The sequence below is a fragment of the Agrobacterium radiobacter genome (assembly GCF_040801995.1).
In the GTDB taxonomy this organism is placed as follows: Bacteria; Pseudomonadota; Alphaproteobacteria; order Rhizobiales; family Rhizobiaceae; genus Agrobacterium; species Agrobacterium radiobacter.
In genome coordinates, this window is sequence record NZ_JBEGHX010000002.1 from 406,811 (window position 1) to 425,948 (window position 19,138).

The 19,138-nt window shown below is 61.2% G+C and carries 13 protein-coding genes; 3 read left to right on the forward strand and 10 right to left on the reverse strand.

Going from position 1 to position 19,138, the window contains the following annotated elements; genetic code table 11:
- The first annotated feature begins 32 nt into the window (after nucleotides 1-32).
- Both MRBLRC7O_RS15830 and MRBLRC7O_RS15835 read left to right on the forward strand, forming a co-directional pair.
- The gene (locus MRBLRC7O_RS15830; RefSeq protein ID WP_003506381.1) at nucleotides 33-1,679 is read left to right on the forward strand and encodes a GNAT family N-acetyltransferase; all 1,647 of its coding nucleotides are present in this window, start codon (nucleotides 33-35) and stop codon (nucleotides 1,677-1,679) included.
- Between the two features lie 60 nt (nucleotides 1,680-1,739).
- Nucleotides 1,740-2,894 carry an amidohydrolase gene (locus tag MRBLRC7O_RS15835; RefSeq protein WP_003506379.1) on the forward strand — a complete coding sequence of 385 codons (1,155 nt, stop codon included), beginning with the start codon at nucleotides 1,740-1,742 and terminating at the stop codon, nucleotides 2,892-2,894.
- A 28-nt stretch (nucleotides 2,895-2,922) separates the two neighbouring features.
- On the opposite strand, the gene MRBLRC7O_RS15840 is transcribed toward MRBLRC7O_RS15835, so the two are convergent.
- The 5 genes from MRBLRC7O_RS15840 to bcsN all read right to left on the reverse strand — a co-directional run bounded on the left by MRBLRC7O_RS15840 (nucleotide 2,923) and on the right by bcsN (nucleotide 11,995).
- Complete coding sequence (locus tag MRBLRC7O_RS15840; protein ID WP_003506377.1) at nucleotides 2,923-5,271, reverse strand: hypothetical protein; 2,349 nt, start codon at nucleotides 5,269-5,271, stop codon at nucleotides 2,923-2,925.
- Nucleotides 5,262-6,317 (reverse strand): family 8 glycosyl hydrolase, encoded by a 1,056-nt coding sequence (locus MRBLRC7O_RS15845; RefSeq protein WP_020808999.1) that lies wholly within the window; start codon nucleotides 6,315-6,317, stop codon nucleotides 5,262-5,264. Before MRBLRC7O_RS15845 ends, MRBLRC7O_RS15840 begins: the two co-directional genes overlap by 10 nt.
- Complete coding sequence (locus tag MRBLRC7O_RS15850; RefSeq protein ID WP_087745619.1) at nucleotides 6,314-8,815, reverse strand: cellulose biosynthesis cyclic di-GMP-binding regulatory protein BcsB; 2,502 nt, start codon at nucleotides 8,813-8,815, stop codon at nucleotides 6,314-6,316. Before MRBLRC7O_RS15850 ends, MRBLRC7O_RS15845 begins: the two co-directional genes overlap by 4 nt.
- Nucleotides 8,812-11,001 (reverse strand): UDP-forming cellulose synthase catalytic subunit, encoded by a 2,190-nt coding sequence (gene bcsA, locus MRBLRC7O_RS15855; protein WP_003506371.1) that lies wholly within the window; start codon nucleotides 10,999-11,001, stop codon nucleotides 8,812-8,814. The genes MRBLRC7O_RS15850 and bcsA overlap by 4 nt, the downstream gene beginning before the upstream one ends.
- 94 nt (nucleotides 11,002-11,095) lie before the next feature.
- A complete protein-coding gene (gene bcsN, locus MRBLRC7O_RS15860; RefSeq protein ID WP_049832268.1) occupies nucleotides 11,096-11,995 on the reverse strand; it encodes a cellulose biosynthesis protein BcsN in 900 nt (299 codons plus the stop codon).
- Nucleotides 11,996-12,428: 433 nt separating this feature from the next.
- Between bcsN and MRBLRC7O_RS15865 the strand changes: the two genes are divergently transcribed.
- Nucleotides 12,429-13,613, forward strand: coding sequence for an AGE family epimerase/isomerase (locus MRBLRC7O_RS15865; protein WP_020808996.1), 1,185 nt, complete (start codon nucleotides 12,429-12,431; stop codon nucleotides 13,611-13,613).
- 51 nt (nucleotides 13,614-13,664) lie between these two features.
- Here the strand turns inward: MRBLRC7O_RS15865 and MRBLRC7O_RS15870 are convergent, their stop codons facing one another.
- From MRBLRC7O_RS15870 to MRBLRC7O_RS15890, 5 genes are read right to left on the reverse strand one after another with little or no spacing between them, the layout of a single operon-like run.
- Nucleotides 13,665-14,627: a glycoside hydrolase family 26 protein gene (locus MRBLRC7O_RS15870; RefSeq protein WP_060724773.1), complete on the reverse strand. Its 963-nt coding sequence runs from the start codon at nucleotides 14,625-14,627 to the stop codon at nucleotides 13,665-13,667.
- Nucleotides 14,628-14,640: 13 nt separating this feature from the next.
- Nucleotides 14,641-15,144: a DUF995 domain-containing protein gene (locus tag MRBLRC7O_RS15875; RefSeq protein ID WP_003506364.1), complete on the reverse strand. Its 504-nt coding sequence runs from the start codon at nucleotides 15,142-15,144 to the stop codon at nucleotides 14,641-14,643.
- 14 nt (nucleotides 15,145-15,158) lie between these two features.
- Nucleotides 15,159-17,096 (reverse strand): glycosyltransferase family 2 protein, encoded by a 1,938-nt coding sequence (locus MRBLRC7O_RS15880; protein WP_060726901.1) that lies wholly within the window; start codon nucleotides 17,094-17,096, stop codon nucleotides 15,159-15,161.
- Nucleotides 17,093-18,076, reverse strand: a complete 984-nt coding sequence (galE, locus tag MRBLRC7O_RS15885) for a UDP-glucose 4-epimerase GalE (protein ID WP_003506360.1) — start codon at nucleotides 18,074-18,076, stop codon at nucleotides 17,093-17,095. The genes MRBLRC7O_RS15880 and galE overlap by 4 nt, the downstream gene beginning before the upstream one ends.
- A gap of 1 nt (nucleotide 18,077) precedes the next feature.
- Nucleotides 18,078-19,100: a UDP-glucuronic acid decarboxylase family protein gene (locus MRBLRC7O_RS15890; protein WP_003506358.1), complete on the reverse strand. Its 1,023-nt coding sequence runs from the start codon at nucleotides 19,098-19,100 to the stop codon at nucleotides 18,078-18,080.
- Between the last annotated feature and the right edge of the window lie 38 nt (nucleotides 19,101-19,138).

The window sequence follows — 19,138 nt, forward strand, 5'->3', positions numbered from 1 at the left end:
CGAATGTGTGATCAGTATTGGGAGGGGGATGAATGCGCATCGATATCATCGACACGGACGCCGGCTTCGAGGCGATCCGCGAAAACTGGGATGCGGTGTTCATGGCCGATCCCCATGCCCGGCATTTCCTCTCCTGGGGATGGCTCAGGGATTATATGCCGCGCCGCAGGCGCTGGTTCATCCTTGCGCTGCGCGAACGGCCGGAAGGCTCGCCCTATGTGGCGTTTTTCCCGCTGCGCATCGTCACCGAACCGGACAAGAAAACCGGCCGCTTCCATGATAGCATCGTCATGGCAGGCAATGCGGCGGCGGATTACACCGGCTTCATCACCCTGCCGGACTATGAAGATCACGCCGTTGCCGGTTTCTGCTCCTATATACGCCAGCAGAACTGGACAGAACTGAAACTCGATTATCTCTCCGGCCCGCCGGAGCGTCGCGACGCAATGATCCGCGCGCTTCAGGGTCCGCTCGTCATGTTCCGCGACAACATGCCGACCAACCCCTACAACATCAACAATTGCATCTGCCCAGTGGTGGCCCTGCCGGAGACGTTCGATAGCTATCTCGACAGCCATATGAGCAGCCAGACCCGGCAAAAGCTCCGACGTTTCCTGAGAAAGGTCGAAGGCGGCGATGAATATAGCATCACCTTCGCGACGAGAGAGACGATCAGGCGGGATATGGATATCCTGTTCGATTTCTGGCGCATCCGCTGGGCGCCGCACAAGGGCAAGGAGCGTACGGAACTCCTGATCGGCGCGACACGACAAATGTTGATGGATGTCTATATCCGCGGCGATCTGGAAGTACCGGTCCTCTGGTTCGGCGACCAGCCGTTGGGGGCACTCGCCAATATCATCGACCGCCAGAAGAAGTCGGTCCTGTTCTATATCACCGGCCGCGACGAGAACTGGAAGACCCCTTCCCCCGGCCTCGTGCTGCATGGCCACTGCATCCGCCGGGCGATCGAGCAGGGTTTCAGGACCTATGATTTCCTGCGCGGCAACGAGCCTTACAAATATTTCTTCGGGCCGGAGGAGCAGAAGCTGAGCTGCACGTTGTTCCGCACCCGCTCGGGCGAAAATCTCGGCGGCACGCTTCACCCCCGCAGCATCCGTTTTGTCTACGAACAGGCGCTCAAACTCTACAAGAGCGGCCAGAAGGCGGCCGCCAATATCGCCTTCGGGCAGGTGCTTGCCGCAGCACCTGACCATCTCGGCGCGCAATTCGGGCTCGCCAATCTGTCGTTCGACCGGGGTGAATTCCGGGAGGCCGAGATCGCCTTTCTAAGCCTTCTGGCCGCTGGCCAGGAACCCGTCGTCCTGTGGCTTCGCATCGGCGAGGCCCGGCTGGCGCAGCAGTACTACCACGAGGCATCCGAGGCCTTCCGCCAGGTAACCAATCGCGCACCCTTCCACCGGGAAGCGCTTTATAAATGCGCGGTGGCGCTGATTGCCGCCGAAAGAACGGTGGAAGGCGCTGAAATCCTCGACAGGCTGCAGCATTATCATTCCGACGATGCGGCGCATCTGGAATATGCAGAAAAAGCCCGTGCAGCCCTTGCCAGGCTGGAACTGGCAAAGACAAAGGTTCCGCTGCCGTCAGATATCGTCACCCTCGCTACCAAGCCGAAAACGGCGGGCAAACGCTGGCATCCGCCAAAGGTTTTGCATTAAAGGCAACGCCCTGTAAGTTGCGGCTGGAAAAACCGGCCGGACGACTTGCAAGGATTTTTGATGTTTCTGACCAACAAGGACATGCTCGATCTCGTTGAGCTTCGCCATGATCTGCACCGTCATCCGGAAATCTCCGGCGAAGAAAAGGAAACAGCGCGGCGCATCCGCACTTTCCTGAAGCAGGCGCAGCCCGACCAGCTTTTTGCGGATCTCGGCGGCCATGGCGTCGCCGCGATTTATGACAGCGGCAAAAGCGGTCCGGCGATCCTGATCCGTTCGGAGCTCGATGCTCTGCCTATCCACGAAAAGAGTGAGGCCGAATACCGCTCCGGCACTGATGGGAAGGGCCATCTTTGTGGCCATGACGGCCATTCCACCATTCTGACGGCGCTGGCGCTCGGCCTTTCCCGGCAGCGCCCGGAGACCGGCCGCGTGATCCTTCTGTACCAGCCGGCGGAAGAAACCGGTGCGGGCGCCGCCGCCGTGCTCGCCGACCCGCGCTTCGAACACATAAAGCCGGACTACTCCTTTTCACTCCACAACCTGCCGGGCCTGCCTTTCGCCCATGTCAGCGTCGTGGAGGGACCGGTCAACTGCGCGTCGCGTGGTGTCAAAATCCGCCTTTCCGGCAAGACCGCGCATGCTTCCTCGCCCGAACACGGCATTTCCCCCATGCGGGCCATCTCTCAGCTAATGCCGGCCTTGGCCGAACTCGGCTCCGGTTTCCCGCCTGAGCCTGATTTTTCGATGGTGACGATCACCCATGCCGTGATGGGCGAAGCCGCTTTCGGTATTTCCCCGGCCGATGCGGAAATCTGGGCGACGCTGCGGACACTGACCGACGACCGGATGGAAAAACTCTGCGAGGCTGCGGAGTCATTGGCGAGAAAGGTTGCAGCCGAGCAGAAGCTCACGCTCGACATCACCTATGACGATATTTTCCTCCATTGCGAAAATGCGCCCGACGCGGTCGAGCATATCCGGCAAGCGCTGGACGAGGAGAAAATCTCCCACGGTTCGGAAGGGCTGCCCATGCGGGCTTCCGAGGATTTCGGCCGCTTTCGCGCCGTTTCGTCTTCGGCCATGTTCTTTCTCGGCGCAGGCAGGGACTACCCCAACCTGCACAATCCCGATTACGATTTTCCGGACGCGCTGATCGGCAGCGGAGCACGCATCTTCATGCGTATCATCCGCAACCTCACCGACGTGAAATAAGCGGCCACCGGCGTCACGCCGGCCTGCCTCAGCCGCCGCCCTGCGGGCCGTTACTCGGACGAGCGGCGCGCACGGCAGCCAGGCCCTTGATCCCATCCTGATTTCCGATGGCTGTCAGGCTTTCGAAAATCCGCGCCGCTTCGCCGTAACGGCGCATGGCGAGGTAGGAATAACCACGCAGCACCATCAGGTCCGTGCGCTCATCCGCCAGCCGTGCCCGCTGGTCGAGCAGGAGAAGCGTTTCGGCATAACGCTTCGACTGGAAGGCAGAAACCGCGCGATCAGCAAGGATCGAGACCTGCAGCTCCGTCGCGCGCGGGCGGTCCATGCTCGATTTCGTCGCCGAAACGGCGGCGTGGTCCGTCAAGCCCATACGCAGATAAGCAAGGCTCTGGCCATAGGCTGCGTCGCTTTTAACTGCTGACTGACCGCCTTCAAGCGCGGCTTCGAAGGCTTTCAGCGCCTCCGCCGGCCGGTTCGTCTCCATCAGGCACCAGCCGAGATCGAGCGCCTGCTGCGGCGGCAGACGCTGCGGATCGGGATAGGCCGCGCAGGAGCGTGGGCGCGATGCGGCGCTGGCTTCCCTTTGCACCTGCACCGGTCGGCGCGCCTGCTTGCGTGCGGGTTCCGGCTGCTGGACGACAGGCGGGGCATATACCACCGCCGTCTCGGCCTGCGGCACATAGGCCGATACGGGCGCCGTCGCCTGTGGGGCAGTGGACGGCGCGGTTATGGGGGCAACCGTCTGCCCGGACTGATCCACCATGCGCGCCGTTCCCACATCGGCGATCCGCTGGGAGCGGCTTGCCCATTGCTGCTGGATGCCACGCAGACCGGCGAGATTGCGAAGATCGTGATAGCTGACGGCCATGCCGTAGGCAGACGGCTCATCATCGGGCTTCCAGCCAAGAGCCGTGCTGAACCATTGCAACGCAAGCGGGGTCTGCCGGAAGGCGAGCGAGTACCAGCCAAATTGCTGCGCGGTGGCCGCATCCTTGCGCGCCACGGTTTCAACGGCGATGCGTTGCAACACATCCGGCGGCAGCACGACCGGCGGCTGCAGCGCAAGAAGATTGGCCGTTGCGGCAAGATACGTCGCAAGCGCATCGTCGGAAGCCGTGCGCCATTTATACATGACGTCCTCGGCCTCGCGCGGCTCGTTACGGTCGATCAGCGCCAGCGCCAACCCTTGAGAGGCGGACGCGCTGTCTTCCTCTTCCCGCGCCTTGCGGAACCACTTTTCCGCCTCTGTCATGTTCTTCTGGCGGATATTGTACCAGCCGAGCAACAGGGCGTCGCTCGCAAGCTTGTCGGTTTCGGCAAGCCGCTCAAGCCGCATCACATAGGCGGAGGGAACGGCAACCCCCTCTTTTTCGCCCTCTTTCACTTTTTCCCCGGCCTTGGCTACAAACTGGCGGGCGAGATCGTTCTTCACCGGTTCGAATTCCAGTTGGCCGTCTGCGCCAGGTTTTTCCTTGGCCAGCAGATCGTTCATCATTTCCGCCGGCAGAAGCGCAGATGCCTTCTGCACCGTGGCGAGCCTGTCGCTTGCAACAGTGCAATTGTTGAGAATGTAGAGATAGGCGTCGCGCGCCCGTCCCATCCGGTCGGTATTGGCGAAGGCGTCGGCCACCCGCCACAGAACATCGACTTCGCTGCAGGTCAGCAGGCCGGGATTGTTGGCCGCCGTATCCACCACCGTCGCATATTGCTTGAGATCGGAGGCATTGACGAGCCGCTGGCGCGCTTCGGCCAAGGTGAGCATGCCCGTCAGATTGTCGGGCGGCTGCCAGCCGGGTTCCCCCTGCTGGCGGTCGGCAATCGCCTTTCTCACCTCGGCATAACGGCCATCTGTATAAAGCTGCCACATGGCATCGAGCCGCGGATCGCCGTTTTCGGGAATGGCGAGAGGATCGGCCGGCGGCGTCCAGTTGGGATAAAGCGTGCGAAGACGCGCGATTTCAGCCTGAAGGCGCTGGGTATCGCCTCTCGCCGCAAAATAGCGTAGCGCGCTGAGATCGACTTCGGGCATGCTGCCCGATGTGGGCTGGGGCGTACGGGGGGCCGGTGCCTGCGCCGTCTGTGTTTGCGGTGCTTGCCCGCCGGCCTGCGTCACCGGCAAAGGATCGGTCGCCGGCACCGTTACCGGCGGTGTCGCGGGCTGAGTCACCTGCGCCATCTCGCGGTTTTTGACGAAAGCGTTGATCTGGGCCGGATTGGCTGCCGGCGAAATGCGCTGCACGGCGCGGTTATCACCGACCGCCGAGGTATGCACGTCCGAAACCCGCCCGAGAATGCTGTCGCGCCAGTGGAAGGCGGCGAGCGCAATCAGAAGCAGGATGAGAGCCGAGGTCGACAATGGCTTGTTCATCGGCATTCCCCGTTATTCCTTGCCAGAAACGACAATGCCAGAAGATGCAATGTGGAAGGATAATAAAGTGTTGGCTGAAAGTTTTTAAGTTCGGCGGGAATGGCCGCCCCCCCGCTGACGCAGCCGGCGAGCGCCGGAATGATACGATAGCCGGGATCGGACAGGACATCCTTGACCTCGCCACTCTTCAGGTCGAAGGTTCCGGCAGCGCCGCTTTCCAGCGTCATGCCGGTTTTCAGACGGGAAAGCAGATCCGGCGAGCCCATCTTCGCCATTGCAAGATAAAGCGGAATACGCACCGCATTATAACCGAATTCCGGCGGAAAACCCGACGCCGGCTGCGGCTTCGTCTTCACAGACACCCAATCGGCCGGCAGTTTTCTATCGCTGAAAGCGAAGGCGCCGATCTGCGCCACGCCGTCATCGGCAAGAGCTTTCCAGAGCGGCGATGGCGCGACGAGATTGAGGACCGGAAACGCCTCGAAAATCAGATAGGAAGGATTGACCACTGGCCCGTCCTCCCGGTCGCCCTCGTCAAAACCGCTGGCAGCCGGCAGAAGCAGCACCCGCCCGCCACGTTGTACCACCGTCTTCTTGAGAACGGCGGATGCGATGGCCGCGGATGCTTCGGCATAATCCTGACGGTTCCATTGCCCGGCCGCCAGCGCCAGCGCATAGGCGATCAGAATATCGCCATCCGTGGCATTGTTGATATCAGTGACATGCGGCTTGGTGCGCGGATCCCATTTCCAGGCGGAAAGCCCGTCATCACGCACCAGCAGCTCGGTACGTGTGAAACTCCAGATCAATTCGAAGTCGGACAGGTTGTCTGCAAGCACGGCAAGCCACATGCCGTAGCCCTGCCCTTCGCTGTGGCTGATATTGCCGTTGCCGGTGTCGATGATACGACCACCGGAATCCAGAAATGCACCCTTATAGGTCGACCACGCTCCCGGTGAGACCGAAGCGGCGCAGCTGACGGAAATACCTGCAAACACCGCCATCACGGACAGGAGGAGAATGCCGGCCAGTTTCGAGATCCCGTTCTTCATCGATGCCGCCCCATCATGCGCAGCATCGTGAAAGTTGCGAGGCCGAGGAGAGACACGAAACCGATGAATGCCAGCGAATAGGAAAGCACATTGGATGACAGCCAGTTGGCGGCAACCAGCCTCCAGTTGGAAAGGGAAAACGCCCGCGTGACGTAAAAATACGGCCGCTCCACTTCCACCGTTTCGAGCTTTTCGGCAGCGGCATCGTAGGCGGCGACACGACCCGTGACACCGCGCCAGCGGTTTTCCCGCGTCATCGCCGCCATGCCGTCAAGAAGTTCCGCTGATGTCGGTGCTGTGGCAAGCGTCCATACCCCCTGGCCGGAGGGGCTGAGTCCCTGCGCCAGCATGAAGGAGACATTGCCGGGTGGCGCATAGAGCTGCTCGGCCGCCGGCAGGAAGCGCAGCGTATCCGAGCTCAGGTCGAAATTCCGCTTCATCCAGTCCTCGAGAGACGACACCTGCCCCTCCCAGACACCTCCGTCCACCCGCTCCCGCCAGTCGTTGAAGAGGGTTTCGCTGCTCTGCGCGGGCGGCTGAACGCCGGTTCCCATTTTCCAGGATATCTGGCTGGACGGAACGAGATTGAACTGGCCGATCAATGCCTGCGGGAATTGCGAAATCGTTCCGACGAACAGCGCGTCGCGGTCGCCGATCACCAGCGGCGATGCGACAGTCTCGATGTTGATGGGATGCCCCGCCACGCTTGCCAGCCGGCTGATCAGCGTCGCTGCCGCAGACATGGTGTCAGTGTCAAAACGGTCGAGCGACAGTGCAACAGGAGTTCCGCCGGTCCGATAGGGCTGTCCGGCGCCCGCCATCGCGGCGAGGTCGGGCTTGCGGCCGATCTGTGCATAGTCCGGAATATGAAGTTCAGAGGTGTCGAACAACGCAAAACGCGGGGTCGTGCTGGCGGGCGCGCCCGGCGCACAGGCCTGATCCTGCGCCGTCATCAGCACCGCCTCGATGGTTACCTTGTTGGGCCCCGGCTTGAAATGACGCATCGTCACATTGATCGGCAGATGCCGGAAAATGCCGCCGCCATTGTTGGAAATCGGCACGGTCGAGGCGATCTCGTCATTGACGTAGATATCGATATGGCTGCCCGGCAGTACCTGCGACGAATAGGCGGCGTCGAGCAGAAGCGACGCCTCACCATAGGCCGAGGCATAAAAATCGGCGGGCATGCCCACGTAAAACTCATTGCGGAAACGCCGGCCGCCAAATTCGGTGCTTTCGAGGCCAAGTTCGGAAAGCGCGATACGGCGGTCCGACATCACAAGCGGCACATCGGGCGCATGCCAGCTGCGGGTCGAAAAGGTCGTTCTCTGCGCGCCGGGCGTACGCGATATCGAGGAAAACAGCGTCTCTATTGCCGCCTGAACCGCCTGCGGGGTGGGGCCACTGACGAAAAGCGGCGAAAGACCACCAGGTGCTGCGGCGCCAAAGCCGGCAAAGGCGCCCGCCGACGCCTCGGGCGGCAGCGTACCGACTATCCCGGCAATCTCACGGGCGGTTCCGACGAGGACCGTCAGCGTGCCTGCCTTGCGTTCTGTGGAAGGCGCGGCCACGAAACGGATCGCCTGGTTCGGCATCTGGGTTCTGAGCGCCAGCGCCTGTGAAAGACGCAGGAAAGAATCCGCAAACGCCGGATTGCCGAGTGCCGGCGCGACAATCTCGATCGACGTCATCGCCTTGCCGTCCGGCCCCGTTGCCTGAATATCGTCGATATTGGCAAAGCTTCCTGCGACATCGGCATTAAAGCCGATATAGGTGCTCGCAGGGTCGACATCGGTCCACAGATCATAGGTGGACTGGATCGTGCAATCGGTTCTGTGGCGTTGCTGCACGCCCAGTCTCACGACATTTGAGCCGACCTGCAGGACGCCGGGCGGAATCTTCAAGGAGACATTGCCCTCGCTGTCGGGCGCTTCAATACGCGCCGGCTCCAGCGGGACATTGTTCAGGCTGACCTGAAAATTCGAGCTTTCCGGCGCGACCACGATGGCGTTCTGATAGCCGATATTGAGCGAAACGGCGGCATTCACCTGCTCCGGCGTCAGATAGATGCTCCATTGCCGGCGGTCGATCTCACCGGAAAGGCTGAGCTTTTCATAGGGCAGGATATATCGGCGGCGGCTGTCGGCGCTGAGCGGCGAGGCCTGCGCCGGAACCGGCCTTGCGCCTTCCTGACGCGGAGGAGCCGAAACCGGCGGCGGCAACGGAACGGCGGGGCGTTGTTGCTGCTGCGGCGCGGGCTGAACCGAAAAGGGCGGCGTGGCGGATGGCTGAGACGGCGTTGGGGCCGGCTTCTGGGCAGGAGGCTGCTGGCGCGGTACGGCAGGCGGAATGGCGGACGGCGGTACGGGTGTCGGAGCAGTTTGGGCGGGCCGTTCCGGCGACATGTCGAAGGGGGAGGACTGCGCCATCGCGCCCGTCGCAACGGCCCCCCATACCAGCACTGCCAGAGAATCCCGGATGGATTTACGGCCGGTCATTTTACGGCTCCGACAGGTTTGGCGTCTTTGGGAGCGGGCCGAAGCGTCCGGACCAGATAATAGAGGCCACGCTGCGTCTGGAAGAGCGAGATGGCCAGGAAGATCGCCGTGCCGCGGATAAGGCCGGGGTTCTTGCGGCGCACCCGCTGAAACTCGCTCCACTGTTCCGAATTGGCGAAAATCAGGTCCGCGATCAGGCGGTGATCGACGGCGCGCTGCGGCGAGAAGGTGCAACCGATCGAGACGAAACCCTCGCCCTTAACCGTCCGCACCACGTTGACAGGCATGGTTTCCGGCACACCCTCGCTATGCGGCTTGACCTTCACGATGGCCGTCGCCCCTTTTTCGATATTCGTCGCGCTATCGAAGAGATTGATCAGCAACCCGTGCACCGACACGTTATCGATAGAAGCCGGCACCCAGGCGTCGCTGCCCTCAAGCTTGACTTCGCAACGCCGCTTGACCGTGATGCGCCGCGATGCCGACTTGTCGCCGCGCTCGGAAACGACACCGAGGGCGCAGCCCGCAAAAATGAGATTGAGCAGGTTCCAGCCGCCGACCACGAGCGTGACATCCGCCTTGTAGGGTTCGCTGTAGATGCGCCATACGGCAAAGGCCATCGCCACCACCAGTAGCGCGAAAATGACGAAGAACGGCCGGCTGATTTCCGAAAGCCGCGCCTCGGCAATGGATTCATCTTTCGCCGTCACCTTGAAGGTGGGCTTGCCGGGGTTGAAGATCACCGAAACCACGGCGGGCAGAAGGTGAACCGTCTGCACATATTCGTAAAGCTCAGAAATCCATGGCCAGCGGAAGCTGCCATAGAGATAGTTCTGCATCATCAGGTTCACGAGCATATAGGCCGCCGTATAGGCCAGGAACTCACCGCCGGAGGCAACGAAAATCTGCAGGTCGAAGAACAGGTAGAAGAGCGGCGCGAACAGGAAGATCGTGCGCGGAAACGGAAACAACCAGAACAGCGTCGATGACATGTAGCAGAGACGCTGCGTAAACGAGAGACCGCGCCGGAACAGCGGCTGGCGGAAGATCAGGATCTGCATCATGCCCTGCGCCCAGCGGCTGCGCTGGCCGATGAAGCTGGCGAAGGTGGCGGGTTGCAGCCCGGCGATCAGCGGCTTGTCGACATAGATGCTGTTCCAGCCGCGGGAATGCAGCGCGAGCGCCGTTTCGCAATCTTCCGTGATGCTGACGCCGCTGAAACCTTCCGTATCCTGCAGCGCCTCGCGCCGCAGGACGGCGGCGGAACCGCAGAAGAAAGCGCCGTTCCATTTGTCGAGACCGCGCTGGATGATGCCGTAGAACATCTCGTTTTCGCTCGGCATCGTCTCGAAGGTGCGCAGGTTGCGCTCGATTGGATCGGGATTGACGAAGAAATGCGGCGTCTGCACCAGGAAAAGCCGGGGGTCCTCTTCGAAATATCCCACCGTCTCCAGCAGGAAGTCGCGGGCGGGCGCGTGGTCGGCGTCGAACACGGTCACAAGCTCGCCGGTCGAATGGGCAAGACCGTTATTGAGATTTCCAGCCTTGGCATGGACGTTGCGTTCGCGCGTCAGGTAACGCACGTCGAGCTCTTCGCAGAGCTTCTTCAGCTCTTCGTGGCGGCGCTGCGCCGCCTGCGCCTCGACAATATTGCTGGCGTTGCGCTTCTGCACCGAGCCGCCGTCGTCCAGCAGCCATACGGTGAAACGGTCAGCCGGATAGTCCATGTTCTTGGCCGCTGCCAGCGTATTGGCGAGAAGTTCAGCATCCTCGTTGTAGCTCGGCACGAAGACATCGACCGTCGGTCGGTAATCGGGCGAACCGGGCCGCGTCTTGCGCGACGGCAGCGGCATCGACACGATGACAAGGCTGAGGCCCAGCATCACGACGCTGTACATCTCCGCCAGATAAAGCAGAAAACCGGGGATGAAGTTTTCGAGCTGGTTGACGGGCGGCAGCGTGCTCGTGGTACGCCAGTAGACATAACGCAGAACGATGGCGGTGCCGAAACCGAGCGCGACCAGGCGCCACGCGCCCTGCCCGTTGAAGCTCTTGATCGTTGCCAGAAGGATGAGCGAAATCGCGGTCGCCACCAGATGCGTCTGCAGGCTGACCGGCATCGTGACGATGGCCAGAACGCAAAGCGACACAAGCAACCAGACAATGACTGTGATGGCCTTGTTCATCCAGAAACTTTCCGTTCTCGTCCCCATCCGGAATTTCGGCCCGGAAATTTTGCGATATGCGCCTCGGCGCTTCCTTCTCCGCTGGTTCCGGCGATCACCTGCATCCTGGTGACGCTCCCGAACCGGACAGACAAGCTGGCGAGGGAATGGACACCTGCGGCACCTGCGACGGTTGCCGGTTGCTTTCCACCGGCCCGCCATCCATCCGCCTGCCCGCCACCGAAGATCGAACAGGCTGGATCGGCGAACCCGTCGATGTGGGCGATGGGATATTGACGGCAGCAACGGGCGGCAAAGGCTGTGGTTCCGGCTGCGCGGGTATGACGGTCGCCACGCGGCGGACTGGCCGGACGGGCACACTGGCGGTCACTTCGCTGCCCGGTCGCATCGGCACATCCTCCGCCTTCATGGGATAGACCGGGCTTCCGGGTCGCCCGAGGTTCTGATCGACGGCCCGCGGCGTGCCGTAGGGGTTCCAGCTTGGCGAGGCATAGGTGCCGGTAATGGTGTAATTATACATGACCGCCAGCAGCCGCTCGACGCTTGCGCCAGATTGGCAAAGACGCAGCCGCACCTTGATGCGTCCGAGATTGCGGAAATCCTGCCGCATGCTTTCCGGCGAGCGTATGTCCTGCCAGCCATAAAGGCAGGTATCGTCGCCGCGGCCGTGGCCGGCGGCATAGGAAAACGCACCATAACCGTTCTGCAGGTAATTTGCCGACATGGCTATGTTTTCGCCCGGAAACTCGGCGCGGATTTCCCGCGCAACGGAAGATGCCCTGAAACCGGAAAAAGCCAGGGCGTCGCCACCGGTGTCGCCGGCCTGTTGCGGACCGAAAAACTCAGCCTTGATATAGTTCTGCCCGGGGGTCGCGGCCTCGGAGCGCAAAATGACCTGCTGCGCCACGGCGTTGGAATAGGTTCGGTTGACCACGGTGACGATTTCGGGACCGCCGGGTGGGGGGAAAACCAGCGCCTCGGAAGGAGATGCCATCTGCGCGCCGCCGAACGACCGAACGCCCGCGGGAGTATTGCAGCCCGAAAGAACCGCAACGGAGAACAGCAATGAAGTATAGGCAGAAAATTTCACTGCCTTGCGCCCCTTTGTTTCCCCAACGCCGCCCAGGTTAAAAGGAGACCGAATCACTAATGACCAGACCATTGCTACGAAATACGTGAGGACTACGAATAAGCAATCTCAAATTTGCGTTGTAATTTCTGACACTTTATGAATCGCGAATCGCCGTTGCGGCCCTCATCTCCCACGAAAGAAGGTGGAACCAATGACGCCGCCAGGGGTTGGCGTCCTGTCAGGCCGATAATTTTACGGTTGCAGCGCAATATGTCCCATGGTCTACTTGCGTCTATTATTACGTATTTTTATTGGTCAAATTTTTAATTCAACTGTAAAAACAGAGAGTTACCATATGACAGTGCAATTTCCGAGCATCGCGCAGACGCTTGCCGAAGAGATCGGAACATTACGCAAATGGCTGGATGAAGACGCCCTGCCCCTGTGGTGGGAGGCGGGTTCGGCCCGCCCGGATGGCGGCTTTTACGAGCGTCTCGGCCAGGATGCGAAGCCGGTTTTTTCCGATGACCGCCGCGCCCGCGTGCAGCCGCGTCAGGCCTATTGTTTCGCCGCCGCCGGCCAGCACGGATGGCAGGGGCCGTGGAAAGATGCGCTCCTCCACGGTCTCTCCTGGTTCGAGAAGGTTTATCGCCTTGAAAACGGCCTTTACGGCAACCTTGCCGACCAGACCGGCAGGCTGATCGACCCCTCCTTCGATCTTTACAATCAGGCCTTTGCGCTTTTCGCCGCCGCGCAGGCGGCCGCGAGCCTTCCCGAGCGCAGGGACGAGATGCGCGGCCGGGCGCTCGATATCCTTGCCATCCTCGAGCGCGACTACAGACACCCCATTGCGGGCTTCGAGGAAGAAAACCCGCCGCGCACGCCGCTCTGTTCCAATCCGCATATGCACCTTTTCGAGGCGATGCTGGCCTGGGAGCTGCAGGACCCGCAAGGCCCGTGGTCGGCGCTTGCCGATGAGATTGCCGGTCTGGCGCTGACTCGCTTCATCGATAGCGGCAATGGCGGGCTGCGCGAGTTCTTCGCCCATGACTGGACACCCCATGATAGCGACAAGGGCCGGATCATGGAGCCGGGCCACCAGTTCGAATGGGCATGGCTTCTGGTGCGCTGGGGCAGCCTGCGCGGGAACGGTGAAGCGATCGACAAGGCAAAACGCCTGTTCCAGATCGGGGAAGAGCACGGCATCTGCCCGCGCCGCAAGGTGGCGGTGATGAGCCTCTACGACGATTTCTCGATGCATGACGGGTTGGCGCGGTTATGGCCGCAGACGGAATGGCTGAAGGCTTCGGTGCGGCTGGCGAGCGTCACGAACGGTGAGGAGCGGCAGCGTTACCTTGCCTCCGGTCTCAGCGCCATCGGCGCGCTACAGCCTTTCCTTGACACGCCGGTCAAGGGTCTCTGGTTCGACAAATGGCCGGCCGACAGGCCGATGCTCGACGAGCCGGCGCCAGCAAGCACCTTTTATCACATCGTCTGCGCCATCTATGAGGCCGAGGCAGTGCTGGCGACGGTTAACTAGTATTGGAGCACCGGACGAGCGGCATCGCCGCTCGCCGGTTTTCGACGTCGATCAGGCCTTGGCCGGGCGCACGACGCGCCAGTCCGGTCTGCCGAGATTGTGCGGCCAGGAATGAACATCCTTGTCGTTGAAATAGACGACCTCTTCCAGCTTTGGAAAATCCGCCTGTTTCAGCGTCACGTCATTCATCCACGGACGAACATAGGAATCGCCGCCTTCATAACCCAGTTCGGCAACCCAGACCGGCTTGTTGAAGGTTTCGACAAGTCCATAGCCCTTGCGCAGCAGATCGGTGAAGGTCTTCGGTCCGCCATATTCGATCTTGTCGTACTCCTCGAGACCGAAGACCGAAAGGCCGACCAGATCGGCGTAACTATCACCGGGGTAGTAGGCCTGCAGACCCTCGAGACCTTTCGGTGACCACATCACCTTGACGCTGGGAACCGCCTTGCGGGTCATGTCCACCATGCGTTTATACGCCGTGATGTAATCACGCGGGTTCCAGCCCGACCACGAGAAGCGGCCGGACGTGTCTTCCATTTCCTGTCCCCAGCGCAGGATCAGCGGGCTTTTCATCGCCGACATGCGCGCGGCGATCGCCTGCATGTTCTGGTCATAGTCACCTCTCATCACCTTGCGGCGCAACTCGTCGGAGGTGAGCCGCCAGTTAACGTCCCAGGACCAGGGTTCGACCGTGATCAACACGTTGCGCTTGCGCTCCAGAGCGTAGGCATCCGCAAGTGCGAGACTGTCGAGATCCACGTCTTCCCAGGGCAGGAACAGATGTTCCGACGCCACCCCGGTCTGGGCCGTGAAATCGCCGTGCGGATCGTAGGCACCGAAACGGATACCGTCCGCATGCAATGTCGGTCTTTTGTCGGCAAGTGTCTTCATGCCCGTCGACGTCATGGGGGCGACACCCTGTGCGTCGAGCTTGAGCACCGGATACATACCGGCGGTAAAGGCTGCGGCGGCACCACCTGCGAACAGAAGTTTTCTTCTTGTTATCTGCATGACACCTTACTCCCTACCTTGTTGCCGTCATCGCCTTGTCGTAAGCGGCGATCTGCGGCGTGACATCGTCCTTGCGGACGAGTTTGAGGAACTCATCGCCAGGGCGTGGCGGGTTGTGCCGGAACACGTACCATGGCCCGCCCTGTTTGCGCTGGTAGAGCACCTTGCCAATGCGGCCATGGTCGAAGCAGGTATCGGCCTTGCCGTTTCCTGCCGCGCTTTTCCAGGTGGCGCGCATGCACAGGGTGCCATTGGCATCGACGGTCCAGCGGCCTTCACCGATGGACTTCTTGCCCTTTTCTTCCGTTGCGGCGACGAATTTGCGGCCATCGGCAATGAAGCGTCCGCCGCCCGTTTCCCATTTCCAGGTCTTGTCGAAGTACATGTCCACGACTTCGCTGGTTCTGAGCGGTTTCGGCGTCTTCGTGCCGCCTGCAGCGTGGACGGCGCTTGGCACGACCACCGCAAGACAGAGTACGAAAGCGGAGAATCCGCATTTGCTTATTGTTGTTTTCATCACAGCCTCCTCCTTCATTGTCCGACCCTATTGTCGGCCAGCATGATCTCTCCGGTTGTCACCGCCGGCGGCGGCACCACCATGGGTTCCGCCTGCATTTCCTGCGGTCCACGCAGTCCCGGCACGGCGATGCGCAGTTTCAGACGTACCGATCTGGCACCCTCCACGCCCGCGCCGGCGACCGTGAACCGCGTTTCAGTGAAACTGACATAGGGTTGCCCGTGCGACAGGGCTTCCAGCCCGCCGATCGCATGGGAGCTGAGTTCTGCGGCACTCCCCGCCACCAGCAGCAGCGAACAGGCAGCAGCGGTCGCTCCCCCACGCAATGCCGGCAGCCTTGGCACCCCGTTTTCCATCGCATGGCGGATGAGCAGAAACACCGAAAGGCCCGCATAGATCGCCACATTGAGGGCGGCGAAGACGAAGAAGCCCTCCGCCCCGTTTTCACGCGGCGCCAGAACCATGGCCACAAGGCTGAGCGCCGCCAGAAGAATGTAAGGCGCGACGACCCTCAGCGGCAGCGGCGGTTTTGCCTGCGTGCCCTTCGGCGTGATGCGGAAATCGACGAAATCGCCACGGATCGTGTCGCGTATCGCCGCCAACACACCCATCAGCGACCAGGGCCAGCGCAGGAACAGAAACACTATAGCTTCCCAGCTGAAGAGCTTCGCATCATGCGGACGGAATGCGCCCGTGGCACGCCAGAAGAACGCAAAGACGATCATGATCAGCGAAACCGGCAGGAAATGCGCCAGGAACGCCGGATAGGACGCGTTGACCAGCACATCACCGCGCATCAGCGCAACGGCGGGAAGCACGAACATCAGCGCCATGAAGCCGGAAAACAGGGGATACCAGAGCTGCGAAAACAGGAACTGGAACTTCAGCCGCGGCGACAGCTTCGGCACATAGTGCCGCGAATATTGCAGCAGAATGGTCATAAGGCTACGCGACCACTGAAACTCCTGCACGATGAGATCGGCAAACGTCACCGGTCCGTCGCCATGGGCGATGGCGTTGACGGCGTGAACACCGCGCCAGCAGCCGGCGTTCATCAGAAGCGTGGTGGAATGATCCTCGGCAAGCTCCGGCCCCAGGCCGCCCACTTCACGCAGGGCCTTCGTGCGCACGGCGTAGTGCGAGCCGATGCAGAGCGGCGCCCAACCATTATTGTAACCCAGCTGCAGCGCGCCATGCAGGCTCGCCTCGGCGTATAGCCTGCCGCGCGCCGCCCAGCTTTCACCGGCATTGGCGTCGCAAATGCTCGGGGCCGAAACATATCCAATCTTCGGATCGGCAAAGGGACGGATGATCTCGCTCAGATAATCCGGTTCCGGCACATGGTCCGCATCGAACTGCGCGACGAAATCATAACGCTCATACCCGTAATGGTCGTAGAAATAGGCGAGATTGCCTTCCTTGCAGCGCGTGCGCCGAGGCCAGCTCTTGCGATGATACTCGGCGACACCCTGTCGGGTGGAAACGAAAACGCCGTGCGCGCCACACCATTTCAGCGTTTCCGCATCCGGAGCCTCATCGGCAAGCCACACGTCGAACTCCAGGCCCTTCTGCTCCAGCATCGCGAGCAGCGTCTTCTTCACCACGGCGAAAGGTTCCGACGGCGCCTTGGTGACGACCATCGCCACCCTGCCCCGTGGCAGAGGGGAGCGCCGGTCGACGACCCTTGCGTTGAGAAAGATGAAGATGAAATAGGACGGCAGAAGCGTGATCCACGCGAGCGTGATCGTGACGACGGTATAATAGGGCCAGTCGATGACGCGATCGCGATCAAGCCACCAGATCCAGAAATAGGCGAGCGTCACCATCCATCCGCCGATGCCGAGAAGATAGGCCATGCGGTTCCAGCCGGCAAAGACCGGCAGCATCCGCAGATCGCTGGTGACTGCGACGGCGCGGGCCGAGGGAACGGAAGGGGTTGAACGCGCTTTCATGACCGCACCTCCAGTCCGAAACCGGGACCGGCCGTCCGGATGATGGTATCGATATCCGAACGCTTCGGGATAAAGCCGAGCATCTCTTCCGCACGCTTTATATCCGCAAACAGGGCTGGCGGATCGCCGGCACGCCTCGCACCGAAATGAACCGGCACTTCCTGCCCCGTCACGCGGTGGATCGCCCGGATGATGTCACCGACGGATGTGCCGTGACCGGAGCCGAGATTGACGCGCAACGTCTCGCCACCCTCGGCAAGATAGTTGACGGCGGCGACATGGGCATCGGCCAGGTCGCTGACATGGATATAATCGCGAATGCAGGTGCCGTCGCTGGTGTCGTAATCCGCCCCGAAGACATCCAGTTGCGGCAGCCGTGCGGCAGCCGCCATCAGCGCCCGCGGGATCAGATGGGTTTCAGGCTCATGCCGTTCGTAAAGCTCACCGTCCGGATCGGCACCGGCGGCATTGAAGTAACGCAGGGCAACGAACCGCAGACCATAGGCCGCAGCATAATCATCAAGCGCCATTTCGAATATCAGCTTGGTGCGCCCGTAAGGGTTGACCGGCATTTGTGCCGTTTCCTCGCGGATCGGCAATTGCGGCGGAACGCCATAGGTGGCGCAGCTGGAGGAAAACACCAGCCCGCCGATATTCTGGTCGAGACAGGCATCCAGGAGCGCCAGGCTGCCGCCGACATTGTTGCGGTAATATTTGCGCGGATCTTCGACGGATTCGCCGACATAGGCATTGGCGGCGCAATGAATGACGAAGGCCGGCGAGAATTCCCTGAGCGTGGCCTTCAGGAGACCACGATCCAGAATGTCCCCCTCGATGAAGGGACCCCAGCGGACAGAATCCGCGTGACCCGTCGAGAGATTGTCATAAGCGATGGGCTTGAAGCCGGATTGGGCCAGCGCCTTGCAGATGTGGCTGCCTATGAATCCGGCCCCGCCCGTGACGAGGATTGTGCGGGGCATCTCATACGGCCTCCGCTACAGTCTTGCCTGCCAGCAGTGCATCGAAATAGACGATGGTTTTTTCCAGGCCGATTTCGAGCGGCACGCGCGGCTGCCATCTCAACAGTTCCTTTGCCCGCGAAATATCGGGGCGACGCTGCTGCGGATCATCGATCGCGGCGGGCAGATGCACGATGCGCGACCGGGAACCCGTCATGCGGATGACGATATCGGCGAGCTGCCGCACCGGAATTTCCGTCGGGTTGCCGAGATTGATCGGCCCGGTGCAATCCTTCGGCTTGGCCGAGAAGCGCAGGAAACCGTCGATCAGGTCATCGACATAGCAGAAGGAACGGGTCTGGCTGCCATCGCCGTAAATGGTGATGTCAGCGCCCTTCAACGCCTGGACGATGAAGTTCGAAACCACACGTCCGTCATCCGGGCGCATACGCGGCCCATAGGTGTTGAAGATGCGTCCCACCTTGATATCGACACCGAAGCTACGGTGATAATCGAAAAACAGCGTTTCGGCGCTGCGTTTCCCTTCATCGTAACAAGCTCGCGGCCCGATTGTATTTACATTGCCGAAATAGGTTTCCGGCTGCGGATTGACGTGCGGATCGCCGTAGACTTCCGAGGTCGACGACTGCACTACGGTTGCACCGCATCTGCGCGCTACCTCGAGCACGTTGACGGCGCCAAGCACATTGGTGAGCAGCGTGCCGACGGGATCGCGCTGATAATCTGGCGGTGAGGCCGGTGAGGCGAAGTTGAAGATCAGCGAGACATCGATGTCATAGGGTTTGCGCACATCGTGCTCGACCAGCAAAAACCGCTTATTGTCCCGCAAATGCGCCACATTCGCAGTGCGCCCGGTCGAGAGATCGTCGAGACAGATCACCTCGTGACCGCAACTCAGCAGGCGTTCGCAAAGATGGGAACCGAGAAAACCGGCGCCGCCATTGACGAGAACACGTTGGCCAGGCCTCCACTCGGAGTAGATGGTGACGCCGTTGTCATGTTCGTTGGGAACGAAATTACGCATTACACACTCCTCCCCATGAGGAATCAGCGCAGCTGATT